Consider the following 1,202-nt stretch of genomic DNA (forward strand, 5'->3'; position numbering starts at 1 on the left):
AACTGGCGCAGCGTGAACGTCCGGTGCAGCGCTCCCGGCGCCAGCGCGGTGCAGACCGAGCGTTGGCGCCGGGTCGCGGTCAGCACGAGCGTCGCGTCGACCAGGTACTCGGGGCGCAGCACCCGGGTCCGGAACGCCGCCGGGTCCGCGCCGCTCTCGGTCGCGACCTCCATGGCGTACGGGTGCATGGCCAACCCGTCGATCGCGTCGGTGCCGGCGCTGGCCACCTCGACGGGTCGGTCGGTCAGCAGCCGACGGGCCAGGTACTCGGCCATTGGCGACCGGCACAGGTTGGCGTGGCAGACGAACAACACGCGATCAGGCATCGGTGCCCCTCTCATCGGTGCGGACGCGGGCGCGCACACCGCGAGGGCGGTGCGTCGACGCCGGTGGCCGCGCAAGGAGGGGTTGTCGGCATCGTACGCGGGCCGCACGCCCACCGGCTGTGCTGCCGCGCCGGCCGACGTCGATCCGCCGCGGACGGGGGTGAACCGGTGAAGATCGGCATCCTGTCGTACCACTTTCCGCCCGAGCCGGCGTTCATCCCTGGGAGCCTCGCCGAGGAGTTGGCCGCGCGGGGGCACGAGGTACGGGTCCTGACCGGCTTTCCGGACTACCCCGGCGGGCACGTCTATCCGGGCTGGCGGCAGCGGTGGTACCACGAGACGCACAGCCAACGGCTCAGTGTCCGACGGGTGCCCCGCTACCCCGGGGGCGCCGCGTCGGTCGGGGGCCGGATGGCCAGCTACCTCTCCTTCGCCGGCAGCGCGGGCCTGGTCGCCCGCCGGTTCCTCGGCGATATCGACGCGCTCTACGTCTTCCAGCTGCCGGCGACGACGTTCGCCGCCGCCGGGGTGCTCCGGTTGCTGGGCCGGGTGCCGGCGGTGCTGCACGTGCAGGACGTCTGGGCTCGCGACGGCGTCGACGAGCGGGGCGAGGGGCGCTGGGCGGCGCGGCTGGGCGCCACGATGACCCGGGTCTACCGGACCGCGGCGCGCATCGCGGTCGCCGCGCCGTCGATGCGGGACCTGGTGGTCGCCGCCGGCGCCGACCCGGACCGGGTCCGGATGGTGCTGAACTGGACCGACGAGCGGATCTTCCATCCGGCGACGCCCGGCGCGGCGGCCCGCCAACTGGTCCGCCGCGACGGTCGGTGCGTGGTGATGCACGCCGGGACCATCGGGGCGCGGCAGGGGTTGGAA

Annotated in this window: 1 protein-coding gene and 1 pseudogene; one reads left to right on the plus strand and one right to left on the minus strand. The window is 74.5% G+C overall.

The genetic code is table 11. The annotated features are described in order from the left end of the window. A pseudogene (locus KBX53_RS33505) lies at positions 1-326 on the minus strand (low molecular weight phosphatase family protein); the annotation flags it as partial. A gap of 168 nt (positions 327-494) precedes the next feature. Here KBX53_RS33505 and KBX53_RS33510 point away from each other — a divergent pair. Continuing rightward, on the plus strand, positions 495-1,202 hold a 708-nt coding region (locus tag KBX53_RS33510; protein ID WP_210863871.1), incomplete at its 3' end, for a glycosyltransferase.

It is taken from the genome of Micromonospora sp. M51 (assembly GCF_018070305.1).
In the GTDB taxonomy this organism is placed as follows: Bacteria; Actinomycetota; Actinomycetes; order Mycobacteriales; family Micromonosporaceae; genus Micromonospora; species Micromonospora parva.